Below are 24,625 nucleotides of genomic sequence, written 5' to 3'. Positions count from 1 at the left end.
CCTAAGCAAAACAAAATTGCCAAAATTCCAGTTTGCAGGGGACACTGGGGCAAACCCATTAAAAATTCGAGACCCGATATGCTTTCTTCACAAACCAGCCTCGCTGCCGACGCCACGTCGACCGGCGCGGATCTTTACTATCGCAATCAGTTGGACCAGGGCACCTTTCTGATCCAGCGCTGCGCCAGCTGTGAACGCAGCATCTTCTATCCACGCATGATTTGCCCGCACTGCGGTTCCGACCAACTCAAGTGGTTTGCACCGACCGGGCGCGGCACGGTCTATTCCACCACGGTGGTCAGGCGCAAGCCTGAACAGGGCGGTGATTACAACGTGGCGCTGATTGATCTGGAAGAGGGCGTACGCATGATGAGCCGTGTAGAAGGCGTAGCGCCGACCGATGTCACCATCGGCATGCCTGTACAAGCCCAGGTTGCCGACAGCGACGAAGGCAAGCTGGTGGTCTTCAATCCGACAAAGGCATGAGAATGATAGACAAGCGACTTCGAGGCGCCACCGCCATTGCGGGGGTGGGTCACGCCGGTATTGGTTTTGCCACCGGCTATACAGAAATGGAAATTCTGGTCCAGGCGGCCCACCGTGCTGTGACGGATGCAGGCCTGACCATGCAGGACATCGACGGAATTGCAACGGCCAGCGTGGCTGCCACAATGTGGGTCATGCCCGTCATTGAGCATCTGGGCATCAAGCCCACCTTTATCGAAAGCACCATGCTGGGCGGCTCCAGTTTTGTCGCCCACTTGCTGCCAGCCATACACGCGCTGGAGTCGGGCCAGTGCAATGCCGTGCTGGTGTGCTATGGCAGTACGCAACGCACATCCACGCTGAGCCGCGCCGAGATCGGCGCCGTGCGACGTAAACTGGATCCGCAACCTTACGAAATACCGTACAACCCGTTGAATCCGTTGAGCTCGTATGCTTTGGCGGCTGCGCGTCATATGTATCAGTATGGCACCACTCGTGAACAGTTGGCTGAGGTCGCCGTGGCGGCCCGTAAATGGGCGCAACTGAATCCCGAAGCGCTGATGCGCGACCCGCTATCCATAGACGAGGTGTTGTCGGCCCGCATGGTGTCCGACCCGCTGACTACGCGAGACTGCTGCCTGGTCAACGACGGGGCCGGTGCATTCGTGCTGGTCCGCGCAGACCGCGCCAAGTCGCTCAAGCAAAAGCCTGTCTATGTGCTGGGCAATTCGACTGCTGTCTGGAACCGCCAGATTTCTTCCATGGGCGATCTGACCGTGACGGCGGCCCAACAATCTGGCCAACTAGCCTACGACATGGCACAAGTGACACCGGCCGACATCGATGTGGTCGAAGTTTATGATGCATTCACCATCAATACCCTGCTGTTTCTGGAAGACCTGGGCTTTTGCAAAAAGGGCGAAGCCGGAGACTTTGTGAGTAATGGCGGTATTGCCCCGGGTGGCCACCTGCCGGTCAATACCAATGGGGGTGGTCTGTCTTGCGTGCATCCCGGCATGTACGGAATTTTTATCCTGATCGAGGCTGTGCGACAGTTGCGCGGCGAATGCGGCGAACGACAGGTCCAGGGCGCCGAGCTGGCTCTGGTGAACGGTAACGGCGGCACCTTATCGAGCCAGTCCACCGCTATTCTGGGAACGGAGGCCACGCTGTAGTTTGGCCGAAATGAGCCGCTGCTTGAGCATTTTGACTATATCCTTGACCTTCCAACGATGGTAAGGATTAAGCTGTCTCCATATCGAATCAATTACTGGATATAGGAGCATGAACATGCCAAGCATAGATAAGATGCCGGCCAGCGCCATCGAGCTGGAAGTCGATGGCATGAGCTGTGCCTCGTGTGTGGGTCGTGTCGAGAAGGCACTCAAGGCTGTGCCTGGTGTGACGGAAGCTACGGTGAATCTGGCGACAGAACGCGCTTTCGTCAGCGGTGTGGCTGGCATCGAAGCACTCGTGGCGGCCATCGGAAAGGCCGGTTACGACGCTCATACCATTAATACAGGTGTACAGGCCGACGACGAGGCGAGCAGCAAGAAGGACGCGGAACGGGCAGAGCTCAAGCGCGACCTCTTCCTGGCTATTGTGTTGGCGCTGCCGGTGTTTGTGCTGGAAATGGGTTCGCACATGATCCCGGGCATGCACGAATGGATTGAAGCGACCATTGGCATGCAGAACAGCTGGTATGTGCAGTTTGTACTCACTATGCTGGTTCTGGCTATTCCGGGGCGCCGTTTCTACCAAAAGGGCTTTCCCGCCCTGGTGCGTCTCGCACCGGATATGAATTCGCTTGTTGCAGTCGGTACGGCCGCTGCGTTTGGCTATTCAGTGGTCGCGACTTTTGCGCCTGGCCTGCTCCCCGATGGTACGGTGAATGTTTATTACGAAGCCGCCGCGGTCATTGTGGCGCTGATCTTGCTTGGGCGCTTTCTGGAGGCGCGAGCCAAGGGCCGTACCTCCGAGGCCATCAAACGTCTGATCAAGTTGCAGGCAAAAGTTGCGCACATCGTGCGTGACGGCAATATTGTCGACATTCCAATCAATGAGGTCGCCTTGGGCGATATCGTTGAGGTGCGTCCTGGCGAGCGGGTACCGATCGACGGTGAAGTGACCGATGGCCGCAGCTTTGTCGATGAATCCATGCTCACAGGTGAGCCCATTCCTGTCGAAAAAAAGGCGGGCAGTGCTGTGGTCGGCGGAACTGTCAATCAGAAGGGCGCACTCACGCTGCGAGCTACCGCCGTGGGGGGGCAGACCATGCTGGCTCAGATCATTCGCCTGGTTGAGCAGGCCCAGGGCTCCAAGCTGCCGATCCAGGCGGTGGTCGACAAAGTCACGCTGTGGTTCGTGCCGGCAGTCATGCTGGCTGCCTTGCTGACCTTTCTGGTGTGGCTGGTTTTTGGGCCATCACCGGCACTGAGCTTTGCACTGGTCAACGCGGTGGCTGTGCTCATCATCGCTTGTCCTTGTGCCATGGGCCTGGCTACCCCGACCTCCATCATGGTCGGAACGGGCAGGGGCGCTGAAATGGGTGTGTTGTTTCGCAAAGGCGAGGCCTTGCAATTGCTCAAGGACGCCAAGGTTGTAGCCGTCGACAAGACCGGCACATTGACTGAAGGCCGTCCGGTACTGACAGATCTGGAGATGGCTGACGGCTTTGAGCGTAGCCAGGTGCTGGCCGCCGTGGCGACGGTGGAGTCGCGTTCGGAACACCCTATTGCCCGGGCAGTGGTCGAGGCGGCCGAGGCAGAGGGCATTGTCCTGCCTTCCATGACAGATTTCGACTCCGTGACCGGCATGGGCGTGCGTGCGACGGTTGAGGGCGTTCGCGTGCAGGTCGGTGCAGACCGCTATATGCGTGAATTGGGCATCGATATTGACGTGTTTTCTAGCACTGCCGCGCGTTTGGGCGACGAAGGAAAGTCGCCGCTATACGCAGCTATTGATGGCAGATTGGCCGCCATTATTGCGGTGGCCGACCCAATCAAGGCCAGCACTCCTGGTGCCATTCAGGCACTCCACCAATTGGGCCTGAAAGTGGCCATGATTACCGGCGACAATGCACGCACGGCGCAGGCTATTGCCCGGCAACTGGGCATCGACGAAGTGGTGGCCGAGGTTCTACCTGAAGGCAAGGTAGAGGCGGTGCGTCGGCTGAAAGCCACTTACGGTCAGTTGGCTTTTGTTGGCGACGGTATCAATGACGCGCCCGCATTGGCCGAGGCCGATGTCGGTCTGGCGATCGGCAGTGGTACCGACGTGGCAGTGGAGTCCGCCGATGTTGTGCTGATGTCGGGTAACTTGCAGGGCATACCCAACGCGATCGCGCTGTCCCAGGCGACCCTGGGTAATATTCGTCAGAACCTCTTCTGGGCGTTTGCCTACAACACCGCCCTCATTCCTGTGGCGGCTGGTGTGTTGTACCCAGCGTGGGGAGTACTGCTGTCGCCGATCTTTGCTGCGGGTGCCATGGCTTTGTCCAGTGTGTTTGTATTGGGTAATGCACTACGTCTACGCCGCTTCCAGCCGCCGCTGGCGACGTCTGACAGTGTTCATATGGCGGGTTAGGCTCTGGCCCGGATAATCGCCAGAACTGTTATTAATTGTAAATTTTCCAGCTGAAAACTCTTTCTTCGAACCTGCTCCCGATAAACTTCGGCATGACAGAATTGGAGGGGAGGCTCTATGTCACTTACAAAACGCTGCAGTGCTGAATTTTTTGGGACTTTTTGGTTGGTGTTTGGTGGTTGCGGCAGCGCTATTTTTGCCGCCGCCTTTCCTGAGCTTGGTATTGGCTTTATGGGGGTGGCGCTTGCCTTTGGTCTGACTTTGTTGACCATGTGCTATGCCATCGGCCATATCTCGGGCTGTCATATCAACCCGGCTGTGACGTTCGGCCTGGTTGCCGGGGGGCGCTTTCCCGGCCGCGAACTTGTACCTTATGTCATTGCTCAGGTGCTGGGCGGTATTGCTGCAGGGGCTGTCTTGTACCTTATTGCCAGTGGCAAGATGGGTTTTGATGCAAGTAGCGGCTTTGCCTCGAATGGTTATGGCGAGCATTCGCCAGATCATTATTCGCTGATGGCCGCCTTGATTGCCGAAGTGGTGCTGACTGCGTTCTTTTTGCTCATTATCATGGGTGCTACACATAAACGCGGCCACGCCGGGCTGGCGGGCGTGGCCATAGGCCTGTCGCTTACCTTGATTCACCTGATCAGCATTCCCATCACCAACACTTCCGTGAACCCCGCACGCTCGACTGCGGTTGCGCTGTTTCAAGGCAGCTGGGCAGTGGAGCAGTTGTGGCTGTTCTGGCTGGCCCCCATTGTAGGTGGCATTATCGGTGCAGTGACTTATCGCGCACTGCTCGCGAACGAAGACTAAGTGCTGGGTGATCGTGCACTGGCTCAGCCAGCCAGTGCGCGATCCAGGAAGTCCAGCCTGTCTTGCCCCCAGAAAGATTCGCCTTGGTACACATACCAGGGCGCGCCAAAAACCTGCAGCTCGGTCGCTTGCTGCGTGTATTGTTCATACAGTTCGGCGCCGGCCTGGCGTCCGGCATGGAGCGCAGCACCATCCAGGCCCACCTCATTGGCTATCTGAATCAGTGTGCCGGAGTCTGCGATGTCCTGGTTCTCAGCCCACACCGCAGCCAACAGCCTGCCTGACAGTGACAAGGCTTGCGGGATATCGCCTGCCTGGATAGTGGCCGCGATCATCAGGGACGCATGGGTGTCGTCCACAGGAAAGAACTTGGGATGTATATTGAGCGGCAGCTTCAGGTATTGAGACCAGCGTGTCAATTCCTGGATGCGGTAAGCCTGGCGCTGTGGTGCGCGCTTCTCTAAAGGCAGCCCACCCGACAGCGGAAATATTTTGCCTAGATTGGTTGGTTTGGGTTCTATGTTTGCCCCATGGCGTTTAGCCATCGACAGCAATCTTTCATGCCCAAGATAAGTCCAGGGTGATTTGGGAGAAAAGTAGTACTGAATGGTCTTCATGGCAGTTGCCCTCTTGTATGATCGAAAGTGTTCACTGTACTCTGTTAGCTTGATCGTTGTCTGGCGGTAACAAGGCAAGATTTTTGTATTCCTGACACTCATCTCCAAGGAGTAACCATGAAGCGAAAAATTTCCATCACACCACGCAATTTACTGACTGCTTTCGTCATTGCAACAAGTGGTCTGGCACTGACAGCGTGCACTACAACCTTGCCGCGCGACCAGAAAAGCCGTGCAGAAACTATTGAAGACATCAACACCCGCTCAGACGCCGCCGTAAAACGGCTATACGAAGTAGCGCCAGGTTCGCGTGAGCTCGTTTCGCAGGCAGCGGGTGTGCTGATTTTTCCGAAGGTGCTCGGCGCCAGCGTGCTCATCGGTGCGGAGCACGGCGATGGTGTGCTTAGGGTCAAGGGCAAAAACCAGGGCTACTACACCACATCCAGCGGCTCAGTTGGCTTGAAACTGGGTGCGCAGTCCAAGGCCATTATTTTCGTCTTCAAGACGCAAGAAGCGCTGGACAAATTCCTGGCCAGCAACGGCTGGACTGCTGGCGTTGATGCCACGGTTGCCGTCGCCAATATTAGTGCTACTGGCTCTGTTGATTTGAACACGCTGAATGAACCTGTGGTCGGTTTCGTCATGACGAATGCCGGCTTGATGGCAGGAGTTTCTCTGGAAGGCACCAAGGTTCAGCGTCTTGAGGAAAGCAGTACAAAAATGCCGGCTCAAGACAATTAGCCTGGAGTCGTGTAGTCATATGTAGCGTTCGCAAAACAAGATATTAAATACTGTAATAAAAAGAACGTGTCATATTCGCTACTTGCAGCCTGCCTAGAATTTCATCACTTTTGCAAGAGCCCCGTCGATGACGGGGCTCTTGATGACTGCTATACAGATGAGATCCGATGGCTGCGCTTGCTGACCTATTCAACACCTTCGCTACGTCTTCGTCCTGCGGCGAGAACCTGGAATACAGCCCTGAATTCCTGGCTTTGCAACAGGCAGTAGCAGGAAAGCCTGAGCAGCAATTCGGCTCAACCATTATTCCCGAACAGGCGCCCGACTGGGCTTTGATCGAGCGTGAAGCCGCTGAACTGAGCGAGCGGACCTGTGATATCAGAATAATTGTGCTGCTGACGCAAGCCTGGACCGAGCTGAAGGGCTTGCCAGGCTTTGCCGACGGCATTCAGCTATTGGCTACTGTGCTGGATCGCCACTGGGATCATGTATACCCACTATTGCTTCTCGATGGCGAGCACGATCCCATGCCTCGCATGAATGCCCTGGTGGCATTGGGGGATAAGCAAGGTGCGGCCCGCAGCGTCCGCTCGGCGTCACTGTTGCATGGAGCGCATGGGCAGATGTCGGTGCGGGAGGCCGAGGCTTTGCTGGAAGGCAGCAAGACGCAGTCCGAAACCTATCCGGGTGGGCGTCCTCGACTGGTGGAGGCTTTGCGCCATGCACGTCTGCTTGAGGCGCCAGAACTGCTGGCTGTGACGCAGGCGCTGGCCGGATTGCAGGCTATTGAAGATACCGTGACATTCCGCATCGGTTCAGAGTGGGTGCCTGATTTCATGAGTGTGCGGCGCACTCTAGCCATGATTGCCAGCGTGACGGAAGCAGCTGTGGAAGCGATACAGCCGGATGCCGCGCCCTCGTCAGGTTCGGACATGGACTCGGGGTCTGTCGATGCTGCAGAGCTGCAAGACAGCGCAGGTATGCGATCGGTCGCGGTGGGCGCCTGGCGCGAGGCCGTGATTCAAACAAGGGACGATGCACTGCTGGCACTTGAAAAAGCATCGCTCTATTTCGAGCGCTACGAGCCCAGCCACCCGGCGCCTTTCCTGATTCGACGGGCACAGCAGACCATACCCCTGGATTTTTACGAAATGCTGAAGAACCTTGCCCCTCAGGGCCTGGATCAGTTCGAGGCTTGGGTGCCTAAAAGCGGTGCGGAATGACGGAGCTACCTGATTCCGGTACGAGTTTAATTAATGACCCTGCTCAAGGAGTGTTGCATGGCGACCAATAAAAGTGGACAGAAATTTGTAGCGCGTAACAGGGCGCCACGCGTACAGATCGAGTACGACGTTGAAATTTACGGTGCGGAGCGCACCATCAATTTGCCGTTCGTCATGGGTGTCATGGCGGACTTGGCGGGCAAGTCGACGGAGCCGCAACCCGAGGTGGCCGAGCGCAAGTTCATGGATGTCGATATCGATAATTTCGATGACCGCATGAAGGCCATCAAGCCGCGAGTGGCATTCCATGTGCCCAATACGCTCACCGGTGACGGCCAATTGGCAGTGGACATTGAATTCAACAGTATCAATGATTTTTCTCCCGCAACGGTAGCGAACAAGGTGGATGCCTTGAAGAGTCTGCTGGATGCCCGTACAGAGCTGGCCAACTTGCTGACTTATATGGATGGCAAGACCGGTGCCGAAGAGCTGATAGGCAAAGTGCTGGAAAATCCGGCCTTGATGGGTGCCCTCGCCGCAGCCCCAAAGCCGCGCTCCGAGGAGACCGGTGAACATAGTGACGGCGATTGCGCCGCTAACCAGGCTTGATACGGAGCCCGTTTCATGAACACACAAACCCAGAATACCGCCTTGCTGGAATTGCCGGAAGATCAATACCTTGAGCAGGCCGATGGCTTGTCGGCCCTGCTGCAGAAAGAGTTCAAGCCGAAAACGGATCAGGCAAAAGAAGCTGTCGAGCATGCTGTCAAGACACTGGCGCAGCAGGCCCTGGAGCATTCGGTGACCATGTCTTCCGATGCCTACCAGTCGATTCAGGCGATTATTGCCGAGATAGACCACAAGCTGTCCGAGCAAGTGAATCAGATATTGCACCATGAGCAGTTCCAGCAGCTCGAAGGCGCCTGGCGTGGCCTGCATTACCTGGTCAACAACAGCGAAACCGATGAGATGCTGAAGATCCGGGCGATGTGCATTACCAAAAAGGAATTGGGACGCACGCTCAAGCGCCATAAGGGCGTGGGCTGGGACCAAAGCCCCATATTCAAGCGCGTCTACGAAGAAGAGTATGGTCAGTTTGGTGGCGAACCTTTGGGCTGCCTGGTGGGTGATTATTACTTCGACCACAGTCCGCAGGATATCGAACTGCTGGGTGAGATTTCCAGGATATCCGCTGCGGCGCATTGTCCCTTTATCTCCGGAGCATCGCCCGATGTCATGCAAATGGATTCCTGGCAGGAGCTGGCCAACCCGCGTGACCTGACCAATATATTCACCAATACTGAATATGCGGCCTGGCGTAGCCTGCGTGAGTCAGAGGACTCCCGCTACGTGGGTCTGGCCATGCCTCGCTTTTTGTCCCGGCTGCCTTATGGTGCGCGCACCAATCCGGTGGATGAGTTCGACTTTGAAGAGGAGACCGACGGAGCTAGTCACGATCGTTATACCTGGTCGAATTCAGCGTATGCGATGGCGGCCAATATCAATCGCTCGTTCAAAGAGTTCGGCTGGTGCACTTCCATACGCGGGGTCGAGTCGGGCGGTGCTGTCGAAAACATGCTGTGCCATACCTTTCCCACGGACGATGGTGGTGTGGACATGAAGTGTCCCACTGAGATCGCTATCAGCGACAGGCGCGAGGCTGAATTGGCCAAGAGCGGTTTCATGCCGCTGGTACATCGAAAGAATTCTGATTTTGCTGCCTTTATTGGTGCACAGTCGTTGCAGAAGCCGGCTGAATATTACGATGCCGACGCAACAGCCAACGCACGCTTATCAGCGCGATTGCCTTACCTATTTGCCTGCTGCCGCTTTGCGCATTACCTGAAATGCATAGTGCGCGACAAGATCGGTTCCTTCCGCGAGCGCGATGATATGGAGCGCTGGCTAAATGACTGGATCATGAATTACGTGGATGGCGATCCGGTCAACTCGTCACAGGAAACCAAGGCGCGCAAGCCTTTGGCTGCTGCGGAAGTACAAGTGCAGGAGCTGGAGGACAACCCTGGTTATTACTCTGCCAAATTCTTTCTAAGACCGCACTATCAGCTTGAAGGGTTGACAGTCTCTTTACGGCTGGTGTCCAAATTGCCTTCGTTGAAGCAGAACGAGAGCTAATCGGACGACAGTCAGTACCACGAAGCCGAGTGTGCCAGGCAGTCTCGAACGGCGCTCATCATTTTTCATTTTAAATTTTTTACCAGAGGTGTTTTATGGCAGTAGATATGTTCATGAAGATCGATGGCGCCAATGGCGAATCGAAGGATGCGAACCATAAGGATTGGACCGACATTCAGTCGTTTTCCTGGGGTGCCACTCAGCCTGGCGCGATTACTTCTGGCGGCGGCGGTGGTGTAGGCAAGGCAAATTTCAATGACCTGCATGTGGTTGCCCGCATCGACAAAGCTGCGCCGGCTGTCATGAAGCACTGCGCCAACGGCAAACATCTGAGCAAGATCGAGTTGTCGCTATGCAAGGCTGGCGGTAGCCAGATTGAGTATTCCAAGATCACGCTGGACGATGTGCTGGTGACTTCGGTGCAGATTGCCGCCGACAATGAGTCAGAGGCGGTACTGGTGAACTATGCGTTCCAGGCTGCCAAAGTCAAGCAGCAATACTGGGAGCAGACGGAGTCGGGTGGCAAGGGCGCCGAAAGTCTGGTTGCCTGGGATATCAAGCAGAACAAAGAAGCATAAGTAGAAAACAGCCGGACAGCAGGGCGATAGCGCTTGTTGTCCGGTTTCTTGTATATAGGCGATAGAGATGACGATCAGAGCGCATGGCGGCAAACTTCGCGGCCCTGGTGACGACCCACGTATTGCACGCGACCGCCTGCAGCCGGCCTTGCTGGATCGTTTGACGGACGATGCACCCAGGCAGTGTGCCGAATCTCAGCAAGGTATGCTGACTCATGCTCAATTGCGTCTTGCCGTGCTGCGTGACCTGAACTGGCTGCTCAATACCGTCAGCATTGAATCGTCCCACGATCTGGCCAACTGCGGTCATGTCAGGAAATCAGCGCTCAATTTTGGCGTTCGCGCCCTGGCGGGCAAGCGGATGTCGGAAGTGGATTGGGTCGACCTTGAGCGCGCCATTACCGAGGCAATCATTCATTTTGAGCCGCGTATCCTGGCCGATACTATTTCCGTCCAGTGCATTACCGACACCGATGTGCTGGAGCACCATAATATTTTGAGTTTCAAGATCAAGGGCTTGCTTTGGTGTGTGCCTTATCACCAGGAATTCCTGTTCCGCACCGTCATGGACCTGGAGAGTGGTCATATCGATCTTAGCGATATGGGCGGCCACTGATGCAGCCCCGTCTGCTTGAGTATTACAACCGCGAACTCGAATACCTGCGCGAGCTGGGTGCCGAGTTTGCCGAACGTTATCCTAAGGTTGCCGGGCGTCTGGCCATGAACGGCACCGAAGTGGCAGACCCTTATGTAGAGCGTCTGCTCGAAGGTTTCAGTTTCCTGACGGCGCGCATCCAGATGAAGATGGATGCCGAATTTCCACGGTTTTCCCAACGTCTGATGGATGTGGCCTATCCCAATTATCTGGCTCCGGTTCCTTCCATGACCGTGGTGCAGTTTGCGCCCAGCATGAATGAAGGAACGTTGGCGACCGGTTTTCGCTTGCCGCGTGGCACTATATTGCGTGCGGGGTTAACGCCCGGGGAGCAGACCCGCTGTGAGTTCTCCACCGCTCATGAACTGACCTTGTGGCCCATACGTGTTGAAAGCGCAGAGCTGACGGGGCCGCCGGCAGATATTCCTTTGAGTCGGCTGGGTTTGTCCGGGCGCGGTTCGCCCGTGCGTGCGGCACTGCGCATACGCATTGCATTGTGTGGCGGCTCCCTGCTGCACGAGCTGGATCTGGATCAGTTGATGTTCTATCTGAACGGCCAGGATGTGCAAATGAGCCGTTTGCTCGAGTTAGCGGTAGGTCACACGGTTGCCGTGCTGTGTCACGATACCGACCGTCCCGTGAACAGACTTGAGCGCTTGCCTAGATCAGCCGTCCGTCATGAAGGTTTCGATACAGCGCAGGCGCTTTTACCTGCCGACGCGCGCCTGTTCCAGGGCTACCGTCTATTGCAGGAGTATTTTGCTTTTCCTGACCGCTACCGCTTCTTCAGCATTAACGGACTCAGGTCAGCATTGAAACGCGTTGGCGCCAGCCAGACTTGCAAGTCCTTTGAGCTGACCGTCCTGCTCGACAGCAGCGTACCTGAACTGGAAAATCTGATTACGGCAGAGCATTTGGCTTTGCACTGTACGCCAGCCGTCAACCTGGTTTCAAGGCGGGCAGATCGTATTGCCGTCAGCACGCGTGAACATGAACATCACGTGGTAGTCGAGCGTTCCAGCCCTCGGGACTATGAGGTGTTCAGCGTGAACAAAGTCATAGGTCATATCTCGTCGGATGAGCAGCGGGAGTTTCGTCCCTTTTATAGTTCGGTTGAGAAGGATGGTGGCGACTATGGCGCTTATTTTTCGGTTCGCCGTGAAGCCCGTGTGCTGTCTGACATGGGGAAGCGCGAAGGTACGCGTACGGCCTACACCGGCAGTGAGGTATTTCTTTCTCTGGTAGATCGCAATGAAGCGCCGCATTCTGAAAAACTGCGCCATCTGAGTGTTGAAACCTTATGCACCAATCGCGATCTGCCATTGTTGCTGCCTCGTGGAGGCGAGAGCGATTTTTCACTGCGCATTTCCGCGCCTGTGGCGTCGGTACGTATTCTAAAAGGGCCGACCAAGCCACGGCCGGCACTGACCGACAGTGCCGCAACCTGGCGTTTGATCAGTCATATGGGACTCAATTATTTGAGCCTGGTCGATATAGATGAGCTGAAGGGTGCGCATGCCATGCGCGAGTTGCTGGGTCTTTACACCAATATGGCCGATGCCGCGACCAGCCGGCAGATTTCCGGCATCAGGCGTATTCGCATCAAGGCGATGCACCGTCATCTGCCGGTGCCCGGCCCTTTGCTGATGGGGCGGGGGGTGAAAATCGACGTCAGCCTGGATGAAACGGCCTTTGCCGGCATTAGTCCCTTCATGTTTGGTGCTGTACTGGAACATTTTTTTGCCCGTCATGTTTCTATCAACATGATGACGGAAATGTGCTTGTCGACGCTGCAACGGGGGCAGATTGCGAGCTGGCCGGTTCGCCTGGGCGGACGCCCGGCGGTGTAAAGGCCAAGCCATGCGCAGTGTACACAGCGAAATAGAACATACTTCGGGCACTGGGTTTGATGCGGCCGGGATTGATCCTGTCGGCTTGCCCGAGGGGTTCTGGGAAGACTTGAGCGACAACCCCTACGCCCATGACTTGTTCCGTGTGCTGCGATGGCTGGATGCTAGGGCGGGTGCGCGCAAGCCTCTGGGGCGTGCCGGTACGCCACGGGATGAACCCTTGCGCATGCGGCAAACTCCCAGCATGGCGTTTGCCCCTTCTACGCTCTCGGCAGTGTCTTGTGATGATGCTACGGGTCTGCGTGAGCTGTCCATATACAGTTTTGGCCTGTTTGGTCCGAATGGGCCTTTGCCATTGCACCTGACAGAGTATGCACGAGGGCGATTGCATCATCATGGCGACGATACGCTGACAGCCTTTGCGGATCTTTTTCATCACAGGCTGATACTGCTGTTCTACCGTGCCTGGGCTGATGCCCAGAGCACGGTGAGTCTGGATCATGCCGGCGAGCGGTTCAGCCGGTATATGGCCAGCTTGCTGCATATGGATACTGATGGACGGGATAGTGTTCCGAATCACGCCAAGTACTACATGGCAGGCCATCTTCTGCGGCAGACGCGTAACCCGGAGGGTCTGCAGCAAATACTACATACCTACTTCGCCGTACCGGTTCATATCCGTGAGTTCATTCCTCAATGGATACGCCTGGAATCCGGTCAGCAATTGATGCTGGGCGATACCGAATCTGCATTAGGGCGCAGTACCTTGCTGGGTGTGGCAGTACGCGATGCGCAGCACAAGTTCCGTATTGAGCTCGGCCCCTTGCGCATAGGGTCTTATATGCAGTTCCTGCCGGGTGCCAGTAAAGCCCAGCAGCTGCTGGATTGGGTGCGCCAGTACGTCGGCCTGGAGTACGAATGGGATGTACAGCTGGTATTGGACCAGCGGGATGTGCATGGGCTGGCCTTGGGGCAATCATCACCACTGGGTTTGTCGACTTGGCTGGGTCTGCGTGATCAGCAGCAGGGCGATGCACGCGATGTATTGCTGAATCTTGAACAACGCATGGGGGTTGCCTGAAAGCAAACGGGCGGCACTATGGCGCAAACCTGAATTAATTCATTGATAAAGTTGGAACCATGTCAGACATAAGCCGTGTAGAACTCTTTGGTAAGCTGGGTGATGTCATGTACCGGACGCTTGATGGCGCCACGACATTTTGCAAGCTGCGTCATCATTCACATGTTGAACTGGTGCATTGGCTACATCAGCTGCATCATGCCAGGAACACTGACTTGCACGCCATCATGGCGTATTTCGCGCTGGATGCCGCAGCTGTTGATGCCGGTCTTCTTAAGGCTCTGGATCAGCTACCGCAAGGCACCGGCTCGGTTTCCGATCTGTCAGGACATATCGACGAGGCCGTCGAAAGGGCCTGGATATATGCCTCGCTCAAGTACAGTATGACGCGCATACGCAGCGGGCATCTGATGGCGGGCTTGCTGAAAACATCCAACTTGCGCCATGTGCTGTTTGCCATCTCTTCCGAGTTCAAGAAAGTGGTTCCCGACCTCTTGCTCATGAAGTTTGACGAGATTGTGCAAGGTTCGGCGGAGCAGGATGCAGCGGTGCAGGTCCCGCAGCAGAACGCCGGCGACGCGACGCAGGGAGCGCTGGCCCTGGCGCAGTATGCCGTGGATCTGACTGCTCGCGCCCGGGCGGGCCAGATTGATCCGGTTTCAGGGCGTAATGAGGAAATCAGGCAAATCATTGATATTCTGATGCGGCGGCGCCAGAATAACCCCTTGTTGACTGGCGAAGCCGGAGTGGGCAAAACGGCGGTTATAGAAGGGTTGGCACTGCGACTGGCACAAGGGGATGTGCCACCCGCTTTGCGCGATGTATCGCTGTACATGCTGGACCTGGGTTTGCTGCAAGCAGGTGTGGGAGTCAAGGGCGAGTTCGAGGCCAGGCTGCGCTCCATCATCGATGCCATACAGTCCAGCGAAAAGCCCATTGTGTTGTTCATCGACGAAATACATACGCTGGTGGGCGCGGGCGGTACTGTGGGTACCGGTGATGCCGCCAATCTGCTGAAGCCGGTTCTGGCCCGCGGAGAGTTGCGCACCATAGGTGCCACGACCTGGGCGGAATACAAAAAATACATAGAAAAAGATCCGGCGCTTACGCGCCGCTTTCAAGCCGTACAAATTGCCGAACCGTCAGAAGAGCAGGCTGTTGTCATGTTGCGAGGCCTGGCCCGGACTCTGGCCGAACACCATAAAGTACTGCTGCTTGATCAGGCCATCGATGCGGCGGTACGTCTGTCTTATCGCTACATACCCGCCCGTCAGCTACCAGACAAAGCTGTTGCCTTGCTGGATACGGCGTGCGCACGGGTCGCTGTCAGTCAGCATGCCGTACCGGCTGACGTGGAGGATTGCAGGCGTGAGATTGAGGCACTGGGAATCGAACTGCAGATGCTGGATAGGGAACAGCAACTGGGCATCGAACATGAGTCCCGCAATGAGCAAGTTCAAGCGCAACTGGATACCAGCCAGGAGAGGCTGGCGGAGCTGGACGGCCGGTGGCAGGCAGAGCATGCTTTGGTAACGCAGCTTCATGGATTGCAATCGGCCTTGCATGAAGCTGCACCGGCGCTTGATGAGCAGGCACGCTTGCGGAAGGAGCTTGATGTGCTACGCCGACAGCTTGCCGAGCACCAGGGCGAGACACCGCTTATTTTTCCTGCGGTCGACGCGGCTGCCGTGGCAGCGGTGGTTGCAGAGTGGACCGGTATTCCGGTGGGGCGGATGCTGCGTGATGAGGCTGTTTCTGTGTTGCAGTTGGCCGATACGCTTGAGAAAAGGGTAGTGGGGCAGCGACATGGGCTTGATGCCATCGCCCGGCGTATAGAAACTTCGCGTGCCAAGCTCACGGACCCGAACAAGCCCGTGGGTGTATTCCTGCTGTGCGGGCCTAGTGGTGTGGGCAAAACGGAAACCGCTCTGGCGCTGGCCGATACCTTGTACGGTGGTGAACAGAATGTGATTGCCATCAATATGAGCGAGTTCCAGGAGCCCCATACTGTATCGACGCTGAAGGGTGCGCCGCCGGGTTACGTGGGTTACGGCGAGGGCGGCGTACTGACGGAAGCTGTACGGCGACGCCCTCATAGCGTGATTCTGCTCGATGAGGTCGAGAAAGCGCATCCGGATGTGCATGAAATTTTCTTCCAGGTCTTTGACAAGGGCTGGATGGAAGATGGTGAGGGCCGCTACATCGACTTCAGGAATACGGTCATTATCCTGACCTCGAATGTTGGGTCCGACCGCATGGCAGCCATGTGCCGTGACACCGAGCAGTTGCCGCCGCCTGATGAGCTAAGCCAGGTCTTGCGCCAGCCTTTGCTGCAGATGTTTCCTGCCGCCTTGCTGGGGCGCCTGATTGTTGTGCCATATTACCCGCTGCCAGACAATATGCTGGCGCAGATTGTGGCGCTGCAGTTGGAGAGGATACAGGCCCGTCTGATGGACCATCATCAAGTACAGATGACGGTCCAGCCGGAAGTCATTGATCTTATTGTGGAGCGGTGTACCGAAGTTGAATCCGGCGGACGGATGATAGACAGCATACTGAGCAATACTGTGCTGCCCAGGGTCAGTCGCGAACTGCTGGCCGCAGCCGCCGCAACACGGGATATTTCAGCTGTCTCATTGACGGCTGAAGAAGGTGAGTTTGTCTACCGGTTTTCGTGACGTGTTTCGCTGACGTGCCCCTGTGCCAGTGCCTCGTCGATCAAACTCTTGCACTGCGGCCCCAGGGGATCATCCAGATTGAGGGTGCTGGGCGCCGGGTTGCTGAAAATATGGCTGTCGTGCTGTTCGGGTTCGGTGTCCAGGGGTCCGTATGCCAGGCCACCATAAGTGTGTGATTGATGATCTTCCTGTAGTTGTTGTATGGGATCGGGGTGGTTGCGCGGCGCTTGGGACGTCAATTGAAAAGGATGCAATTCGCTGGCTTCGGCGGACTGTCCCACGGGCAACACGCCTGGTCCATCCAGCAACTCCTTGAAGATGTCGGCGCTGCCTGCTTCCTGGATAGTCTGGCCGGATGCCAGGTCGGGTGCCGGCGCAGCCCGCAGCATATAGTCACCTATCAGCAAGGTGTCATCGCAGCTTATGGGCATTTCCTGAAGCAGGGACAAGGCCTGGCCATTGATCACAATGTCGGTCTGACTCGAGACGTTTTTCAGACTCAAGGCGCCATCCTGAATGCGTACAACCGCCTGGATACGTCCTACGCGCGCATCTTCACTGAGCAGCAAGTGATTGCCTGGGCATCGGCCGATTGTGCCGCCCGGCTCGGTAAATTCAAAAGTGGCGGCCTGCGCGGTAGGAATATGGGTGGCAACTAGCTTCATGTTGTCTGGCCGCCTGCATGGTTCTTGGCTTCTGTAAACACGGGGCCCCACATGGGGTGGCTGCTCTCGGTTTCCGCCAGCTCGAAGTCCGGGTAGCGCTGAAGCAGTCTGTCGAAGCTGCGCCTGCACTGAACGGTATTGTTTTGCAGGCAATAGCTGAATGCCTGCAGCTTCAACGCAGGTATTTGAATGCTGGGCGGTGCACTTTGCAGTTCTACTGATAAGCCCACAGTCTGGGCAACCTGCGCATAGTTTCCTGCGTTGTAGTCTTGTTCAAGAGCGGCCAGTGCTTCCTTTTGTGCGGGCGTGGCTGCCGTTGAGGTGTCAGGCCCATGGGCGCAAGCGCTCACTAGCAGAGCAGCCAGCAGGGCTGCCATGGGCGTCAGTGTTTTGATGGTCATTTTCTTCAAATTGTGGTTGTACAGTTCCTGACATCCTAATCACTCAATATGTCGCTTTTCTTACGTAAGCTGTCGCCTGGGGCTGTAAGGGCTCTTTTTATGTTTTCCTGATGTAAATGAAGTAAGACTCTGTAGGTGTCATGTAAATGTCTTCTGTCTTGTGTTTGATAGCGGTCTTGATCCGTAACGCGAACCAGACGAGACAGGACACGACTGCATGACTTCATGGTTGAACACACATCTTCCTTCCATTGGCGATTTTTGCCGCCGAGCCACTCCAAAGGTTCGGTATGGGGGCGTTGTTCTACTTTGTGTGGTACTGGCCGGGTGTGCGGCAACAGCCAGTCGCCTGGCTGTGCCTTATGTGGTCGAGCTCCACGCCATGCCCGATGTGAACCCCGGCGTGACCGGCGAGGCAGCCCCCATACAGCTGACGGTATATGAACTGAAATCCATCAGCAAATTTCAATCGACGGGCTATTTCGGCCTGCAGGGTGACGCTCACGCAGCTCTGGGTGATGAGTTGCTGGGTGTTAGCCGGGTCATCCTGAAGCCAGGAGAATCGGAAGTCATTACCCGGCCGGGCGATATCAGTGCCAGGGCCCTGGGTATTGTGGCGGGTTATCGAGAACTGAATTCCAGCCAATGGCGCATGCTGGTCGAGTTGCCCGATTCCAGGCGCACAAACATCTACAAGTTCTGGCAGTTTTCGCCAGGAGAGAAACGCCTCAGGATCGAAGTCGGAAAGCATGGCATGACGCTGATTTCCGACGATTGAGGGTGCCCGGAATCCGATAGCCGGCAATCCAATAAATCAATAGCGAAGCAAAGATAGACAATGGAAAGAAAGAAGGTAGTGTGGTCCGAGGGTATGTTTTTACGCCCTCATCATTTCCAGCAGCTGGAACGGCATCTAGAACATCGGAACAGTATCCATACGGAGTGTGCAGCAGGTGTGTTCTGGGGGTTCAAAACCCTTGAGCTGGATCCTGATGCCCTGGCGCTGGGCAAAGTGTCCTTGCGGCAGGCGATGGGCGTCTTTCCTGATGGGACGCCTTTCGATTTTGACTCTTCGGACGACGCACCCGCGGCACTGGATCTGCCCGCTGGTACGCACCACAAGAAGGTCATGCTGGTCATACCCAGGCAACGCCGTGGCGGACAGGATGTGTCGTTTGAAGACGATAGCGACAAGCTGGCCCGTTATTGCGTCAGGGAAGAGGAAGTCGCCGACTCAAGCGCGGTGGCACTGGGGCCTGCGGTATTGCAGCTCGGGCATTTGCGTTTACGTCTGATGCTGGAAGATGATGTGGACGGTGAGTGGCTGGCCCTGGGTGTTGCTATTGTGCTTGAGCGCCGTAGTGACAACCGGTTGTTGCTGGATCAGACTTATATCCCGCCGACATTGGCAGCCGGCTTTAATACGGTGCTGCGAGCATACACCCATGAGCTCTATGGCCTGCTGGAGGCACGCAGCGAATTGCTGGTGCGGAGGCTGGCCGAGCCAGGGCGGGGCGGCGTATCGGAGGTATCGGAATTCTTGCTGCTTAAAACCATCAATCGCTATCGTGGCGCATTGTGGCATGTGCAGCAGTTGGAAACCTTGCATCCGGAGCGGCTGTTCCATGATTTGTTGATGCTGGCCAGTGACTTGGCTACGTTCTCTACCGAGGAGCGGCGCCTTGTGTCGTTCCCGGCCTACCTTCATGATGATCTGGCTTCCAGCTTCACGCCTCTGATGGTATTGCTGCGCCGTTCCCTGTCGGCCATTCTCGAGGACAAGGCCATACAGATCCCGCTTGAAGAGAAAGGACAGGGCGTTCGGGTGGCGCATATCAACGACCTGGATATGCTACGTACGGCGGGCCTGGTGCTGGCCGTGCATGCGCAGATGCCATCCGAACTGACGCGTACGCGTTTGCCCGCACAGGCCAAGCTGGGACCTATAGAGCGTATTCGTGATCTGGTGCATTTGCAGTTGCCCGGGATTGCCTTGCGCCCTTTGCCTAATGTGCCCAAACCCCTGCCTTATCACGCGGGCTATATCTATTTTGAGCTGGAAAAGAACGGTGAGATGTGGAAGCAGTTTGAGCGTACTGGCGGATTGGCCTTGCATCTGGCTGGCGACTTTCCCGGGCTTCAACTTGAATTCTGGGCAATACGTGAATGATGCAAGGAAGCTTTTCCATGGCCTCGTTAAATGATGGTTTGGGCAATACCGGGTATCTGGAAGACGCCGCTATTCCTCCACAACGTGAGGAACGTTTATGGCCCGGTGAACATGTGTTCTCGGGATCGGATAACGCGCTCGTGGCAGCAGCCAATTCGCTATTGGTGCTCATACCGCAGATCCGCGCTACGGCAACACACCCTTCGCCCCAGTTGCTGCGCGAGCACTTGCTGGATGAAGTGCGGCAGTTCGAGATGAGGGCGCAGCAGGCCGGCATACCGAATGAAACCATACTGGGAGCCCGCTACTGCCTGTGTACCGCTCTGGACGAGGCGGCGGCGCTCACTCCCTGGGGCGGAGGGGGAGTGTGGTCGGCCCATAGTCTGCTGGTGACTTTTCATAATGAAACCTGGGGTGGCGAAAAATTCTTTCAGTTGCTTGCCAAGCTAACGCAAAACCCCAGGCAGCATATCGATTTGCTCGAGCTTTTGTACTATTGCCTGCTGTTGGGGTTTGAGGGCAGGTATCGGGTGGCGGACAATGGCCGCAGCCAGCTTGATACAGTCAGGCAAAGATTGCTGCTGATATTGCGTGATGTGCGCGATGAATACGCAAGTCCGCTGTCACCGCATTGGCACGATGCGCCATTACTGGCTCAGGTCAGGCGGCTGCCTATACCTTTGTGGGTATTCGCCTCGATTGCTGCAGCCATAGGTTTGCTTGCCTATTTCGGACTGAACTGGCGCCTGAGCGGTTACTCAGATGAAGTGTATACAGCCATGTCCGAACTTCAGCCGCCTGTGTTGCCTGCGCCGGCCCCCAAGGTGGTTGATCCGAAGCCTGTACCGTTCGGCCAGGCGCTGACGGGTTTCCTGGCGCCAGAGATCAGGGAAAACCTGCTGGCTGTGCGCAATGAAGCGGATCGCAGCGTCATCATTCTTCATGGCGATGGGTTGTTTACATCGGGATCGGATGAGTTGCGATCCGAGTACATCCCTGTTCTCTCGCGGGTTGCCGATGCCTTGAATCAATCACAGGGCAGCATTCTGGTCAGCGGCTACAGCGATAACGTGCCTATAAGAACTGTCCGCTTTCCTTCGAATTGGGAGCTTTCACAGGCACGCGCTGATGCGGTCAAGGCTTTATTGCAGGAGCGTCTGTCGCAGCCTGATCGGGTTCGGGCCGAAGGGCGGGGCGACGCTAACCCTGTCGTGCCCAACAACACACCCGCCAATCGGGCACGGAATCGCCGGGTTGAAATTACGCTGTTGGTTTCTCCTGTTGCCGTTGGGGGCCAAGAACCCGCTGCAAGAAGGGGGCAGCCATGAGCAGCTTGTTCAGTTTTCTGCTGAGTCGAGGGCTATGGAGCTTTTTCGGCCTGCTGGCATTGGCATTGTTGATATGGGTTGCGGGTCCGCTTCTGGCCTTTGGGGCAGTTCGGCCACTGGAGTCTGAAACCGTCCGCATCACTGTCATTGTGGCCATGTTTGCGTTGTATGTGTTGCGCTTGTTGTGGCGCAAATGGCGTGAAGGTCGCCTCAATGCACAACTGCTGGGGCAGTTGCGTCGACCCGCAAAGAAGGTGGCAGCCGAAGAGCCCGGGCAGAGCCCCGAGGTAAAGGCACTTTCCGAGCGTTTCGACGAGGCCATAGAGCTCCTGCATAAGATGCGCTTCGATGGCAAGTCCAGCCGTCTGCCTCTGGCGCGCTTTTCGCGGCAACACTTGTACCAGCTACCCTGGTATGTATTCATAGGAGCGCCTGGGTCGGGCAAGACCACCGCCCTGGTCAATTCGGGTCTGAACTTTCCCTTGGCGGATCGCTTTGGCAAGGTGGCCTTGCGAGGGGTCGGCGGAACCCGTAATTGCGATTGGTGGTTTACCGATGACGCTGTGCTGCTGGACACGGCCGGGCGCTATACCACTCAGGAAAGTGATCCAACGGGTGACGAAGAAGAATGGAAGGGTTTCCTGAAACTGTTGATACGCTATCGAGGACGCCAGCCTGTCAACGGTGTGATGCTCACGGTCAGCATAGAAGACTTGCTCTCGTCGTCCGATACCGAGCGGGTGCAGCATGCCGCCGTGTTGCGCCAACGCCTGCAAGAGCTGCGCGAACAACTAGGTATCCAGTTTCCCGTGTATGTACTGGTGACCAAGTCGGACCTGATGTCCGGCTTCAATGAGTATTTTTCATCGTGCAGCAGGGAGGCGCTCAAGCAGGTCTGGGGGTTTACTTTTCCCTATGCGAGGCTGCAGGCTGAAGGGTTCAATCTGCAGGAATCGTTCAATGCCGAGTACGACCTTCTGAAGCAGCGTTTGTATGCTGGCTTGCCCGATGTAATGAGCGCTGAGCCAGATGAGTCCCGGCGTGCGCTCGCTTATCTGCTGCCACAACAGTTTGCCGGCCTTCAACCCATATTGGGTCACTTTCTGAGTGATGTGTTCGCGACGTCCAGATTCGAGTCGTCTTTACTCCCACGCGGTGTGTACTTCACCAGTGGTACGCAAGGCGGGCGGACTTTCGATCATGTTACGGGCCAGCTAAAACGCTATCTGAAGATTGATGGCCTGTCGAGCGTAAGCAGCGCAGCAGGAGGATCGGCCAATGGGAATGGCCGCAGCTACTTCCTGCAAAATCTATTGCAGAAGGTGATATTTTCTGAGTCGGGTCTGGCTGGGCGCAATATGAAATGGGAGCGCCGCTATCGACGTTTGCAATGGGGGGGCTATGCAGCGGTTGGTGCCTGCTTGCTGTTGTTGCTGATCGGTTGGGCCAATAGCTACCGGAACAACAGTCAATATCTGAAAACCGTGCAAGGGCGGATTCCTGAGGTCGAGGCGCTGGGCCGGGAGATCAAGCTTGATGCCTCGGGTGATGTATTGGGCCTGCTGCCTTATCTGGATGCATTGCAAGCATTGCCTGCCGGTAACGGCTTTGAGACCGACGATCCGCCTTTCAGCTATGGTTTCGGCCTTTATCAGGGAGACAAGATCCAGGCGGCTGCAGATGGCGCATATCGGGTCGCGCAAGATCAGGTGCTTGTTCCGCAGGTGTCGCAGCGGATTGCCACGGCGCTGAGAGCGGCTCCCGCAGATGATCTGGAGTATTCCTATGAGGCCTTACGTGCTTACCTGATGCTCTACGATGCCCAGCGCTATAACCCGGATTTCATGCATACCTGGCTTTTGTCCAATATGCGCACCTTGCTGGCGGAGGGGTACACCAGAAAGCAGTATGGACAATTGTCAGGACATTTGCGCCGCCTGGTGGGCAGCCGGGTGCTGACGTCGCCCTTTGCCAAGGATGAGGCGCTGATTGCGCGGACGCGTACCAGCCTTGATCAGCACGCTTTGTCCGAACGGGCCTACAGCCGTTTGAAGCGGCTGTTGCTCAATGATCAGATGCCGGATACGACATTTCTGGACCTGGGTGGACCATCCGCCATGTCCGTATTTGCTCGTGTCAGCGGTAAGCCATTGAATGAGGGCATTCCTGGCCTTTATAGCTATAAGGGTTACTGGGAAAGAGTGGACAAGCAGGTAGGCGAGGTGGCGGCCAACCTCCGGCGTGACGACCGTTGGGTGCTGGGTGTGGACGCCACTCAAGGCGAAGGAGCCATACCTGATGAGCAACTGATTGCCGATATCCGCCGCTTGTATCTGGCGGACTATGTCAGGAACTGGGACATGTACTTGGCAGACCTGACCCTGAAGCCTGCTCAGACATTGTTGCAGAATATAGAAACGGCCCGTACGCTTTCTAGCGCCAATTCGCCACTGGTCCAGTTGATTCAATCGGTCGCCAGAGAAACGACCTTGCTGCGTGACAGTGAATCTGATGAGCGTTCGCTGGTGGACCGCGCCAAAGACAAGGTGAACTCGACACAAAACTCATTGGAGCGCATGTTCGGTTCTGTTGTGCCGGGCGATCCTACGCGAGCGGTGAGTTCCGGAGAGCGTATTGAGGCAATGGTTGACAGGCATTTCAGCGTCTATCGCAATCTTTCCTCGGCGCCACAGGGCGGGGCGGCACCCATAGCGGCGACAACGGATCTGATCAACGATCTATATGTGTATCTGACGGCGTCGGATGCCGCTTTGCGTAGCGCCAGTTCCTTGCCCACTTCCAGTGTAGTAACACAGTTGCAGGCTGAGGCGGGGCGGCTACCCAAGCCAGTGGGTGGCATGCTGACCCAGTTGTCCCTGCATGCATCCAATGAAGTTTCAGATGTAGAGCGCCAGCAACTAGGGCGTGTCGTTTCCGCCAACCTGGGTGTTTTCTGCAGACAGGCAATTGCTGGGCGCTATCCATTCTCATCCAAATCCAGCCGGGATGTGGCTCCCAATGACTTTGCGCGCCTGTTCGCGCCGGGCGCCATGATGGACGATTTCTTCCAGAAGAAACTGGTGAATCACGTTGATATGTCGGGCTCGCGCTGGCGCTTCAAGCCAGGTGTGGATGGGGAGCCAGGTGAAAAGGCAAGCTACCTGGATGCCTTCCAACGCGCCAGCATCATACGCAGTGTCTACTTTACTGCGACAGGAACGGAGCCATCCTATCGTGTCTCGATACGGCCCCTGCATATGGATACTGATATTACGCAGTTCATCATGAATGTGGATGGGCAAACCGTGAGCTATGCCCACGGACCCCAGGTGGGCACGACGGTGCAATGGCCAGGAACCCGGGGAAGCAATCAGGTCAGCATCGAACTGCTGCCGCAGGTTGGCGTCTCGGGGCTTTCCGCCACGGGCCCGTGGGCGCTTAACCGTCTGCTGGACAAGGCGAGTCTGAAGCGAGGCCCTTCGCCCGAGATAACCATTGCTTCGTTTTCGATAGGGGGTAGGAAGGTGGTGCTGGAACTCAGTGCCAATACAGTGAAAAGCCCATTTCGGCTCAGTGAGATGCAGGGCTTCAGCTGCCCGGGAAAAGGATAGAAAG

At 56.4% G+C, this 24,625-nt stretch carries 19 protein-coding genes and 1 pseudogene; 17 read left to right on the top strand and 3 right to left on the bottom strand.

Translation table 11 applies throughout. From position 1 onward, the window contains the following. The first annotated feature begins 78 nt into the window (after positions 1 to 78). The 4 genes and pseudogenes from ERD84_RS13685 to aqpZ all read left to right on the top strand — a co-directional run bounded on the left by ERD84_RS13685 (position 79) and on the right by aqpZ (position 4,887). Positions 79 to 486 (top strand): Zn-ribbon domain-containing OB-fold protein, encoded by a 408-nt coding sequence (locus tag ERD84_RS13685; RefSeq protein WP_130040228.1) that lies wholly within the window; start codon positions 79 to 81, stop codon positions 484 to 486. Positions 487 to 488: 2 nt separating this feature from the next. Then, positions 489 to 1,661: a thiolase gene (locus ERD84_RS13680; RefSeq protein WP_130040227.1), complete on the top strand. Its 1,173-nt coding sequence runs from the start codon at positions 489 to 491 to the stop codon at positions 1,659 to 1,661. A 154-nt stretch (positions 1,662 to 1,815) separates the two neighbouring features. Next, a pseudogene (locus ERD84_RS13675) lies at positions 1,816 to 4,071 on the top strand (heavy metal translocating P-type ATPase); the annotation flags it as partial. 117 nt (positions 4,072 to 4,188) lie between these two features. Continuing rightward, positions 4,189 to 4,887, top strand: a complete 699-nt coding sequence (gene aqpZ / locus ERD84_RS13670; protein WP_130040226.1) for an aquaporin Z — start codon at positions 4,189 to 4,191, stop codon at positions 4,885 to 4,887. 23 nt (positions 4,888 to 4,910) lie between these two features. On the opposite strand, the gene ERD84_RS13665 is transcribed toward aqpZ, so the two are convergent. Then, entirely contained in the window at positions 4,911 to 5,504 is a 594-nt protein-coding gene (locus ERD84_RS13665; RefSeq protein WP_130040225.1) for a 2-hydroxychromene-2-carboxylate isomerase, read from the bottom strand. A 117-nt stretch (positions 5,505 to 5,621) separates the two neighbouring features. Here ERD84_RS13665 and ERD84_RS13660 point away from each other — a divergent pair, with 117 nt between their 5' ends. The 9 genes from ERD84_RS13660 (at position 5,622) to tssH (ending at position 16,446) form a co-directional block, all read left to right on the top strand. After that, a complete protein-coding gene (locus tag ERD84_RS13660; RefSeq protein ID WP_130040224.1) occupies positions 5,622 to 6,245 on the top strand; it encodes a BPSL1445 family SYLF domain-containing lipoprotein in 624 nt (207 codons plus the stop codon). A gap of 167 nt (positions 6,246 to 6,412) precedes the next feature. Beyond that, the gene (gene tssA / locus ERD84_RS13655) at positions 6,413 to 7,468 is read left to right on the top strand and encodes a type VI secretion system protein TssA (protein ID WP_130040223.1); all 1,056 of its coding nucleotides are present in this window, start codon (positions 6,413 to 6,415) and stop codon (positions 7,466 to 7,468) included. A 57-nt stretch (positions 7,469 to 7,525) separates the two neighbouring features. Continuing rightward, positions 7,526 to 8,077, top strand: a complete 552-nt coding sequence (gene tssB, locus ERD84_RS13650; protein WP_130040222.1) for a type VI secretion system contractile sheath small subunit — start codon at positions 7,526 to 7,528, stop codon at positions 8,075 to 8,077. Positions 8,078 to 8,092: 15 nt separating this feature from the next. Continuing rightward, entirely contained in the window at positions 8,093 to 9,604 is a 1,512-nt protein-coding gene (gene tssC / locus ERD84_RS13645; protein ID WP_167667475.1) for a type VI secretion system contractile sheath large subunit, read from the top strand. Between the two features lie 95 nt (positions 9,605 to 9,699). Then, positions 9,700 to 10,182, top strand: coding sequence for an Hcp family type VI secretion system effector (locus ERD84_RS13640; protein ID WP_130040221.1), 483 nt, complete (start codon positions 9,700 to 9,702; stop codon positions 10,180 to 10,182). A gap of 67 nt (positions 10,183 to 10,249) precedes the next feature. Beyond that, positions 10,250 to 10,798 carry a type VI secretion system baseplate subunit TssE gene (gene tssE, locus ERD84_RS13635; protein ID WP_130040220.1) on the top strand — a complete coding sequence of 183 codons (549 nt, stop codon included), beginning with the start codon at positions 10,250 to 10,252 and terminating at the stop codon, positions 10,796 to 10,798. Further along, entirely contained in the window at positions 10,798 to 12,687 is a 1,890-nt protein-coding gene (gene tssF / locus ERD84_RS13630; RefSeq protein WP_130040219.1) for a type VI secretion system baseplate subunit TssF, read from the top strand. Before tssE ends, tssF begins: the two co-directional genes overlap by 1 nt. A gap of 10 nt (positions 12,688 to 12,697) precedes the next feature. Then, positions 12,698 to 13,768: a type VI secretion system baseplate subunit TssG gene (gene tssG / locus ERD84_RS13625; protein ID WP_130040218.1), complete on the top strand. Its 1,071-nt coding sequence runs from the start codon at positions 12,698 to 12,700 to the stop codon at positions 13,766 to 13,768. 59 nt (positions 13,769 to 13,827) lie between these two features. Next, entirely contained in the window at positions 13,828 to 16,446 is a 2,619-nt protein-coding gene (gene tssH / locus ERD84_RS13620) for a type VI secretion system ATPase TssH (protein WP_130040217.1), read from the top strand. Here tssH and ERD84_RS13615 read toward each other — a convergent pair. After that, complete coding sequence (locus ERD84_RS13615; protein WP_130040216.1) at positions 16,431 to 17,111, bottom strand: FHA domain-containing protein; 681 nt, start codon at positions 17,109 to 17,111, stop codon at positions 16,431 to 16,433. The two genes, tssH and ERD84_RS13615, sit on opposite strands and share 16 nt — an antisense overlap. Then, a complete protein-coding gene (locus ERD84_RS13610) occupies positions 17,108 to 17,512 on the bottom strand; it encodes a TssQ family T6SS-associated lipoprotein (RefSeq protein ID WP_130040215.1) in 405 nt (134 codons plus the stop codon). Before ERD84_RS13610 ends, ERD84_RS13615 begins: the two co-directional genes overlap by 4 nt. 217 nt (positions 17,513 to 17,729) lie before the next feature. Here ERD84_RS13610 and tssJ point away from each other — a divergent pair, with 217 nt between their 5' ends. From tssJ to tssM, 4 genes are read left to right on the top strand one after another with little or no spacing between them, the layout of a single operon-like run. Next, positions 17,730 to 18,290 (top strand): type VI secretion system lipoprotein TssJ, encoded by a 561-nt coding sequence (tssJ, locus tag ERD84_RS13605; protein WP_130040214.1) that lies wholly within the window; start codon positions 17,730 to 17,732, stop codon positions 18,288 to 18,290. A gap of 60 nt (positions 18,291 to 18,350) precedes the next feature. Continuing rightward, a complete protein-coding gene (tssK, locus tag ERD84_RS13600) occupies positions 18,351 to 19,682 on the top strand; it encodes a type VI secretion system baseplate subunit TssK (RefSeq protein ID WP_130040213.1) in 1,332 nt (443 codons plus the stop codon). 17 nt (positions 19,683 to 19,699) lie between these two features. Further along, positions 19,700 to 21,010, top strand: coding sequence for a DotU family type VI secretion system protein (locus ERD84_RS13595; RefSeq protein ID WP_245150702.1), 1,311 nt, complete (start codon positions 19,700 to 19,702; stop codon positions 21,008 to 21,010). Further along, positions 21,007 to 24,621, top strand: a complete 3,615-nt coding sequence (tssM, locus tag ERD84_RS13590) for a type VI secretion system membrane subunit TssM (protein WP_130040211.1) — start codon at positions 21,007 to 21,009, stop codon at positions 24,619 to 24,621. The genes ERD84_RS13595 and tssM overlap by 4 nt, the downstream gene beginning before the upstream one ends. Positions 24,622 to 24,625 lie beyond the last annotated feature (4 nt).

Source organism: Pollutimonas harenae (assembly GCF_004153685.1).
GTDB classification, from domain to species: Bacteria; Pseudomonadota; Gammaproteobacteria; order Burkholderiales; family Burkholderiaceae_B; genus Pusillimonas_C; species Pusillimonas_C harenae.
The sequence above is the reverse complement of the archived record's forward strand: the minus strand, read 5'-3'. Positions and strand labels throughout refer to the sequence as shown.

What these genes read in the sequence shown, in the direction of transcription:
- ERD84_RS13685 (WP_130040228.1), top strand. Translation starts at nt 79, where the DNA reads ATGCTTTCTTCACAAACCAGCCTCGCTGCCGACGCCACGTCGACCGGC.
- ERD84_RS13680 (WP_130040227.1), top strand. Translation starts at nt 489, where the DNA reads ATGATAGACAAGCGACTTCGAGGCGCCACCGCCATTGCGGGGGTGGGT.
- aqpZ (WP_130040226.1), top strand. Translation starts at nt 4,189, where the DNA reads ATGTCACTTACAAAACGCTGCAGTGCTGAATTTTTTGGGACTTTTTGG.
- ERD84_RS13665 (WP_130040225.1), bottom strand. Translation starts at nt 5,504, where the DNA reads ATGAAGACCATTCAGTACTACTTTTCTCCCAAATCACCCTGGACTTAT.
- ERD84_RS13660 (WP_130040224.1), top strand. Translation starts at nt 5,622, where the DNA reads ATGAAGCGAAAAATTTCCATCACACCACGCAATTTACTGACTGCTTTC.
- tssA (WP_130040223.1), top strand. Translation starts at nt 6,413, where the DNA reads ATGGCTGCGCTTGCTGACCTATTCAACACCTTCGCTACGTCTTCGTCC.
- tssB (WP_130040222.1), top strand. Translation starts at nt 7,526, where the DNA reads ATGGCGACCAATAAAAGTGGACAGAAATTTGTAGCGCGTAACAGGGCG.
- tssC (WP_167667475.1), top strand. Translation starts at nt 8,093, where the DNA reads ATGAACACACAAACCCAGAATACCGCCTTGCTGGAATTGCCGGAAGAT.
- ERD84_RS13640 (WP_130040221.1), top strand. Translation starts at nt 9,700, where the DNA reads ATGGCAGTAGATATGTTCATGAAGATCGATGGCGCCAATGGCGAATCG.
- tssE (WP_130040220.1), top strand. Translation starts at nt 10,250, where the DNA reads ATGACGATCAGAGCGCATGGCGGCAAACTTCGCGGCCCTGGTGACGAC.
- tssF (WP_130040219.1), top strand. Translation starts at nt 10,798, where the DNA reads ATGCAGCCCCGTCTGCTTGAGTATTACAACCGCGAACTCGAATACCTG.
- tssG (WP_130040218.1), top strand. Translation starts at nt 12,698, where the DNA reads ATGCGCAGTGTACACAGCGAAATAGAACATACTTCGGGCACTGGGTTT.
- tssH (WP_130040217.1), top strand. Translation starts at nt 13,828, where the DNA reads ATGTCAGACATAAGCCGTGTAGAACTCTTTGGTAAGCTGGGTGATGTC.
- ERD84_RS13615 (WP_130040216.1), bottom strand. Translation starts at nt 17,111, where the DNA reads ATGAAGCTAGTTGCCACCCATATTCCTACCGCGCAGGCCGCCACTTTT.
- ERD84_RS13610 (WP_130040215.1), bottom strand. Translation starts at nt 17,512, where the DNA reads ATGACCATCAAAACACTGACGCCCATGGCAGCCCTGCTGGCTGCTCTG.
- tssJ (WP_130040214.1), top strand. Translation starts at nt 17,730, where the DNA reads ATGACTTCATGGTTGAACACACATCTTCCTTCCATTGGCGATTTTTGC.
- tssK (WP_130040213.1), top strand. Translation starts at nt 18,351, where the DNA reads ATGGAAAGAAAGAAGGTAGTGTGGTCCGAGGGTATGTTTTTACGCCCT.
- ERD84_RS13595 (WP_245150702.1), top strand. Translation starts at nt 19,700, where the DNA reads ATGGCCTCGTTAAATGATGGTTTGGGCAATACCGGGTATCTGGAAGAC.
- tssM (WP_130040211.1), top strand. Translation starts at nt 21,007, where the DNA reads ATGAGCAGCTTGTTCAGTTTTCTGCTGAGTCGAGGGCTATGGAGCTTT.